The 6958-nt window shown below is 68.4% G+C and carries 5 protein-coding genes; 4 read left to right on the plus strand and 1 reads right to left on the minus strand.

Annotated elements, in window-relative coordinates; all coding sequences use genetic code 11:
- Positions 1–192 precede the first annotated feature (192 nt).
- A complete protein-coding gene (locus OXU43_05595; GenBank protein MDD9824626.1) occupies positions 193–519 on the minus strand; it encodes a hypothetical protein in 327 nt (108 codons plus the stop codon).
- 318 nt (positions 520–837) lie between these two features.
- On the opposite strand from OXU43_05595, the gene gyrA reads away from it, so the two are divergent.
- The 4 genes from gyrA (at position 838) to hisC (ending at position 6890) form a co-directional block, all read left to right on the plus strand.
- The gene (gyrA, locus tag OXU43_05600; GenBank protein MDD9824627.1) at positions 838–3393 is read left to right on the plus strand and encodes a DNA gyrase subunit A; all 2556 of its coding nucleotides are present in this window, start codon (positions 838–840) and stop codon (positions 3391–3393) included.
- A 66-nt stretch (positions 3394–3459) separates the two neighbouring features.
- Entirely contained in the window at positions 3460–4539 is a 1080-nt protein-coding gene (gene serC, locus OXU43_05605) for a 3-phosphoserine/phosphohydroxythreonine transaminase (protein ID MDD9824628.1), read from the plus strand.
- On the plus strand, positions 4532–5668 hold the full coding sequence (gene pheA / locus OXU43_05610; protein MDD9824629.1) for a prephenate dehydratase: 1137 nt from the start codon (positions 4532–4534) through the stop codon (positions 5666–5668). Before serC ends, pheA begins: the two co-directional genes overlap by 8 nt.
- A 109-nt stretch (positions 5669–5777) precedes the next feature.
- Positions 5778–6890: a histidinol-phosphate transaminase gene (gene hisC, locus OXU43_05615; protein ID MDD9824630.1), complete on the plus strand. Its 1113-nt coding sequence runs from the start codon at positions 5778–5780 to the stop codon at positions 6888–6890.
- Positions 6891–6958 lie beyond the last annotated feature (68 nt).

Raw genomic sequence — 6958 nt, forward strand, 5'->3', positions numbered from 1 at the left:
GCGCTGTATTTGCGCGGGATTCCGGCTTTCGCCGGAATGACAGAAAAAAAAGCGGGAATGGCGGAAAAAAAAAGCCGGAATGACGGGAAAAAGCCGGAATGACGGGAAAAAAAGCGGGAATGGCAGGGAAAAAAGCGGGAATGGCGGGGGAGGGTTGCGCGGCAGTGCCGATTTTGCAGGGGCCGTTGCGTATTATGGCGGTTGCCCGGTTTGTTTGCCCTGCAACGGCACCCGTTCGCCGTTCGCCAGGACCAGTTCTCCGCTGACGATTTCCTCGCTGGCATTCGGCCCCGTGCTTTCGGTGTGCACTTCCACGATTGCGTCCCCCTGGGTGCCCGTGCATGCGTAGTGGAGGTGATCGGGCCGCGGATCCGCGCCGCTTGCCCAGAACTGCAGCGTGCATTCGCGTACCGTTCCCAGATGCGTTTGCGCTGCCGGGTCCGCGCGCACCGCGAGCGTGACTTCGCTGTTTATCATGGCTTCCACCAGCAGGTAGAGTCCGACGGCCGCGGCGAACATCCCGGCGATCGCCCCGAGCAGAACTCCCTGCCATGCGCCGCGTTGCCGCTGCCCTGGCGCGGCGCGTACCGTGTTTGTGTTTGCGGGCGCTCTCATGGAGTGGGTACGGATGGTACCCGAAAAAGGGCGGGGCAGGCCAGATATGCATCCGCGGACAGGCGCGGATTCTCGCGGATTTCCCATCACTCTCCCCTGGAGGGGGAGTCGCGGCAGGGCGGCGGGGGCGCCCCGGAATTGCGCCCCCGGATGTGTTACCATAAGCGCCTCAACCGATAGCGACCCGAGCCCCTGCGCCAACCTCCGTCCCCCGATTTGCCAGTGAACGAACCTCCTATTGCCAGGCATCTCTTCGAGGTCGATCTCGAAGACGAGATGCAACGCTCCTACATGGATTACGCCATGAGCGTGATCGTCAGCCGGGCGTTGCCCGATGTCCGCGACGGCCTGAAGCCGGTGCACCGGCGCGTGCTCTACGCCATGAACGATGCCGGCATCGTCTGGAATCGGCCGCACCGCAAGTCCGCCAAGGTGGTGGGCGAGGTGGTGGGCAATTACCACCCGCACGGCGACGCTGCCGTGTACGACACCATCGTTCGCATGGCGCAGCCCTTTTCCCTGCGCCGCGTGCTGATAGACGGCCAGGGGAATTTCGGCTCCGTGGACGGGGATGCCCCGGCCGCCATGCGCTACACCGAGGTGCGCCTGACGCCCTTCGCTCACGCCTTGCTGGCCGACCTCGACAAAGGCACCGTGGACTTCGCTCCCAACTACGACAACTCCTGCGAGGAGCCCACCGTGCTGCCGGCCGCCTTCCCGCACCTGCTGGTCAACGGCGCCAGCGGCATCGCGGTGGGAATGGCCACCAATATGCCGCCGCACAACCTGTCCGAGATCGTGGCTGCGGCTACCGCCCTGATTGACGACCCGGAACTGGACTCCGATCAGCTCCTGCGGCACGTCCCGGGCCCGGATTTCCCCACCGGCGGTTTGATCAACGGCACCAGCGGCATCCGGGAGGCCTACCGTACCGGCCGCGGGCGCATCCGGTTGCGGGCCCGCACCCGGTTCGAGCAGGAAGGCGCCACCGAGCGCATCGTGGTCACCGAGTTGCCCTACCAGGTCAACAAGGCGCGCCTCCTGGAGGTCATCGCCGAGTTGGTGAAAAACAAGCGGCTTACCGGCATTCGCGGCCTGCGCGACGAATCGGACAAGGACGGGATGCGCATGGTCATCGAGCTGCGCCGCGGCGAGGTGGCGGAAGTGGTGCTGAACAACCTCTATCAGCACACGCGCCTGGAGTCCGTTTACGGGATCAATATGGTGGCGCTGGACAAGGGCCTGCCGCGGCTGCTGAACCTGCGGCAGGTCCTGGAGGCATTCCTGCGCCACCGGCGCGAGGTGGTGACGCGCCGCGCATTGCACGAACTGCGCAAGGCGCGCGCCCGGGTGCATATCCTGGAGGGGCTGGCCGTGGCGCTGGCCAACGTGGACGAGATCGTGCGGTTGCTGCGGGAGTCCCGGGATCCCGCGACTGCGCGCCAGGCCCTGCTGCAGCGCGCCTGGGAGCCGGGCCCGGTGCGCGCCCTGCTGGCGCATGCCGCGGCGGATGCCACGCGCCCGGAGGATGTCGCCGCCGATTGCGGTCTCGGCGACGACGGCTACCGGCTCTCCGAGACGCAGGCGCAAGCGATCCTGGACATGCGGCTGCAGCGTCTGACCGGCCTGGAGCAGGAAAAGATTCTCGGCGAATACAAGCAGCTGGTGGCGCAGATCGGCGACCTGCTGGATATCCTGGCGCGCCCGGAGAGGGTGTTGGGCATTATCCGCGAAGAGTTGCAGGATATCGGCAAGCGCTTCGGCGAGCCGCGCCGCACGCGCATCCTGCAGCAGGAGCAGGATCTGCGCACCGAAGACCTGATTGCCGAGGAGGATGTCGCGGTCACGTTTTCGCATGTGGGTTACGCCAAGTCCCAGCCGGTCTCTGACTACCGCGCGCAGCGGCGCGGCGGCAAGGGCCGTTCGGCCACCGGCGTTAAGCAGGAGGACTTTATAGATCAGCTTTTTATTGCCAGTACGCACGATGTGCTGCTGTGCTTCTCCAGCCTGGGGCGGGTGTACTGGCTTAAGGTGTACGAACTGCCCCAGGCCGGCCCGGGCGCCCGCGGCAAGCCGCTCGTCAACTTGCTGCCCCTGAGCAAGGGCGAGCGGATCGGCGCCGTGCTGCCGGTGCGGGAATACGCCGCCGATCGCTACCTGGTCATGGCGACGGCCGACGGCACCGTGAAGAAGGTCTCCCTGCAAGCCTTTTCCCGGCCCCGCGCCAGCGGCATCATCGCCATCGGCCTGGTCCCCGGCAATCGCCTGGTCAAGGTGGAAATGACCGACGGCGACCGGGAGTTGATGCTGTTTGGCAGCGGCGGCCGCGCGGTGCGTTTCCACGAGAACGAGATTCGCGCCACCGGCCGCACCAGCCGCGGGGTGCGGGGCATTCGCCTGCGCCAGGGCGAGCGCTTGATCTCCATGCTCATCGTGCAACCGGATACCGACGTCTTGACCGTTACCGAGAAAGGCTACGGCAAGCGCACACCCTTCGACCAGTATCCCGTCGCCGGCCACCGCGGCGGCCTCGGGGTGATCGCCATCCGCACCGGTGCGCGCAACGGCAAGGTCGTGGGTGCGCTGGCGGTGTCCCCGGGGGACGAGATCATGCTGATCAACAAAGGCGGCCGGTTGGTGCGCACCCCGGTGAAGGGCATCTCTACGCAGGGCCGCAATACCCAGGGAGTCCGCTTGATCCAACTGGCCAAGGACGAACTTGTGGCCGGGCTGGAACGCATTGTCGAGGAGCGTAACGAGAACGGGGCAGGGGAATAACCGCGCCGTGAGCGGCGGCGTCCCGGCTTCCGTTTCGTTCCGCGTATCTTTTGCTGCCGCGCCGCCATGGTTGCGGCGCCGCTGAACTTCGGCCCCGGCCCGGCGATGCTGCCCCGGCCGGTGTTGCAGCGCATCGCCGAGGAGTTGCGGGCGCCCGAAGGGTTGCCGGTGCTGGAATTGCATCATCGCGACCCTGCTTTCGCGGACCTGGCCGAACGCCTGGAGTCCCGCTTGCGCGAGCTGCTGGCGCTTCCCGCCGCCTGCCGGGTACTGTTTCTGCAGGGCGGGGCTTCGGCCCACTTTGCCCTGGCGCCGCTGAACTTTCTGCGCGGCGGCGCCTCGGCGGACTACCTGCACACCGGCTACTGGTCCGGGCGCGCCTTCGCCGAGGCGCAACGGCTGCGCCGGGCGCGCCTGGCCGCCAGCGGCCGGGGGCAGGGCTTTTGCGCTATCCCGCCCCGCGAAGAATGGCGCCTGGACCCGGAGGCCGCATACGTCTTTTGCACGGCCAACGAGACCGTCGAGGGGATCGAATTCCCGTCGCTGCCGGAAGTCGGCGCCGTCCCTCTGGTGGCGGACATGAGCTCCAATTTCCTGTCGCGTCCGGTGGCATTGCGCGGCGGCCTGGTTTTCGCGGCCGCCCAGAAAAATCTCGGTATTCCGGGGTTGAGCGTCGCAATCATAGGCGAGGGAATGTTGGACGGCAGCGCTCCTCCCGAGCTGCCCAGTTTGTGCGATTACCGGCTGCTGGCCGAGCATCGGTCGCTGTACAACACGCCTGCCACCTTCTCCTGGTATGTCGCCGTCTTGATGCTGGATTGGCTGCGGGAACAGGGGGGGCTGGCGGTTATTGCCGAGAAGAACCGCCGCAACGCCGAATTGCTGTATGCGACCATAGACGCCTCCGGGCTGTATAGCAACGAGGTCGCCGCCGATTGCCGCTCGCGCATGAACGTCGTCTTTCGCCTGCTTGTCCCTGAGCTGACCGAGTCCTTTCTGGAACGGGCCGGCCGGGAGGGCTTGCTGGGGCTCGCCGGCCACCGCAGCCGTGGCGGCCTGCGCGCCTCCCTGTACAATGCTATGCCGGAACAGGGCGTCCGCGCCCTGTGCGGGTTTATGGAGGAGTTCGAGCGCCGCCATGGTTGAGGACAAGAACGGTGCCGAGACAGCCGACGGGGCCGGCAACGGCGAGCCCGCCGAGTTGCAGCGCCTGCGCGGGCGAATAGACGCGCTGGACGGTCGGTTGCTGGCGCTCATCTGCGAGCGCGCCGAACTGGCTGCCCGTGTCGCCCGGGTCAAGCGGGAAGCCCCGGGCGACGGCAATCCGAATTGCTACCGCCCCGAGCGCGAGACCCGTGTCCTGCGCCGGGTCGTCGCCGAAAATCCCGGCCCGCTTGCCCCGGAGCGGGTGGCTGCCCTGTTTCGGGAGATCATGTCCGCCTGCCTGTCTCTGCAACAGGAATTGCGCGTCGCCTACCTGGGGCCGGAGGGCACCTATACCTACGCCGCCGCCCGCAAGCACTTCGGCCATGCCGCCGGCGTCGTTTCCTGCGCCGGCATCGATCAAGTATTCCGCGAGGTCGAAGCGGATACCTGTCAATTCGGCGTGGTGCCGGTGGAAAACTCCAGCGAGGGGGCGGTGGGATACACGCTGGATCTGCTGACCCGCTCCCCGCTGAAAGTTTGCGGCGAAGTGGAGCTGCGCATTCACCATTGCCTGTTGGCCGCCGGCGGCGCCCTGGAGGAAGTGCGCCGGGTCTGCGCCCATGACCAAGCCCTGGCCCAGTGCCGGCGGTGGCTGGACGCCCGCCTGCCCGGAGCCGGGCGCGTCCCCGTCGCCAGCAGCGCCGAGGCCGTGCAACGGGCGGCGGCCGAGCCGGGCACGGCGGCACTCGCCGGCGAAGAGGCGGGCGAACGTTACCGGCTGCAGGTCCTGGCCCGTCGCGTCGAGGACGAGCCCGACAACACCACGCGCTTCCTGGTCCTCGGCCGCGAGGCGGTCCCGCCCAGCGGCGACGACAAGACTTCCCTGCTGTTTGCGACCCACAACCGTCCCGGCGCCTTGTATCGGGCGCTGGGCTGTTTCTCCGCGCACCAGGTCAGCATGGCCCGCATCGAATCGCGCCCCTCCCGGCGGGGCATGTGGGACTACGTATTTTTCGTGGACCTGGAAGGGCACATGGAGGAATCCGCGGTGCGGGCCGCCCTGGAAAAGCTCCGCGAATGCTCCGTCATGTGCAAATGGCTGGGCTCTTATCCGCGGGCGGCGCCGTAGCCGTGGCCGGTCCCTGCGCGAGCGTCGCCGCCGCGGGCGCCCCGCGGATGCCCGCGCGCGCATCGCCGCCGCGCCCATCGCCGTGCCCATGGACGCACCTGGGGGAGTCATGAGCGGCGAGCGCCTGTTCCGGGCCGCCCCCAACATTGCCGGCCTCGCCCCCTACCGGCCCGGCGGCGACCCCGCCGCGCTCGCGCGTCGCTACGGACTGTCCGAACTGACCGCCCTGGCCTCCAACGAGAACCCGCTGGGTCCCGGCGCCAGGGCGCGCGCCGCCCTGCGCCGCCTGCCGCCGCCCGGCCGCTACCCGGACGGCGACGGCAGGCGGCTCAAGCAGGCGTTGGCAGAGCGCCACGGCGTGGCGCCGGAGCAGATCACGCTGGGCAACGGCTCCAGCGAGACGCTGGAACTGGCGATCCGTGTCCTGGCGGGGCCGGGGCTGCAGGTCGTCTATCCCCGGTATTCCTTTATCGTTTATGCGTTAGCGACACAGGCACAGGGTGCGGAGGCGGTGGCTTCCCCGGTACGGGACTGGGGCTGCGACCCCGGGGCGCTGGCGGCCGCCGTCGGCCCCCACGCTCGCTTGGTCTTGATCGCCAACCCGAACAATCCCACCGGCACCTGGCTGCCCGCCGCCGAGCTGCGCCGCCTGCTGGAGCTCCTGCCTGCGCACGTGACCGTAGTGGTGGACGAGGCATATGCCGAGTACGTGGAGGCGCCCGGGTACGCCTCCTGCATCGCTTGGACCGCCGATTTCCCGCGCCTGGCGGTTACGCGCACCTTTTCCAAGGTACACGGCCTGGCCGGCCTGCGCGTGGGGTACGCCGTTTCCCACCCGGAGTTGGCCGACCTGATGAACCGCGCCCGGCAGCCGTTCAACGTCAACGCGGCAGCCCTGGCGGCGGCGCAGGCGGCGCTGGAAGACACCGACCACATCGCGCGCAGCATTTCCCTGAACCGGGCCGGGCGCGAGCAATGGGCCGAAGCCGGCGCGCGGCTGGGACTGCGCTGTATCTCGTCCCAGGGCGACTCCCAGGGCAACTTCGTTACCCTGGACCTGGAGCGCCCCTCCGGCCCGGTCTTCGAGGCCCTGTTGCGCGCCGGTGTCCTGACGCGGCCCCTGGAGGAATACCGGATGCCGCAACATCTGCGGGTTACTATTGGCCGCGAGGAAGAAAACCGCCGCTGCATCGCCGCCCTGCAGCGGGCGCTGGAGCGCTGAGTCTGCCCTCGCGGCGGCAGCCGCATTCCCTGCGCCGCGCCTGCCGGGGGGCGCGTCAAGCCGTTACG

It is taken from the genome of Gammaproteobacteria bacterium (assembly GCA_028817255.1).
Taxonomy (GTDB): Bacteria; Pseudomonadota; Gammaproteobacteria; order Porifericomitales; family Porifericomitaceae; genus Porifericomes; species Porifericomes azotivorans.

What these genes read in the sequence shown, in the direction of transcription:
- OXU43_05595 (MDD9824626.1), bottom strand. Translation starts at nt 519, where the DNA reads ATGTTCGCCGCGGCCGTCGGACTCTACCTGCTGGTGGAAGCCATGATA.
- serC (MDD9824628.1), top strand. Translation starts at nt 3,460, where the DNA reads ATGGTTGCGGCGCCGCTGAACTTCGGCCCCGGCCCGGCGATGCTGCCC.
- pheA (MDD9824629.1), top strand. Translation starts at nt 4,532, where the DNA reads ATGGTTGAGGACAAGAACGGTGCCGAGACAGCCGACGGGGCCGGCAAC.
- hisC (MDD9824630.1), top strand. Translation starts at nt 5,778, where the DNA reads ATGAGCGGCGAGCGCCTGTTCCGGGCCGCCCCCAACATTGCCGGCCTC.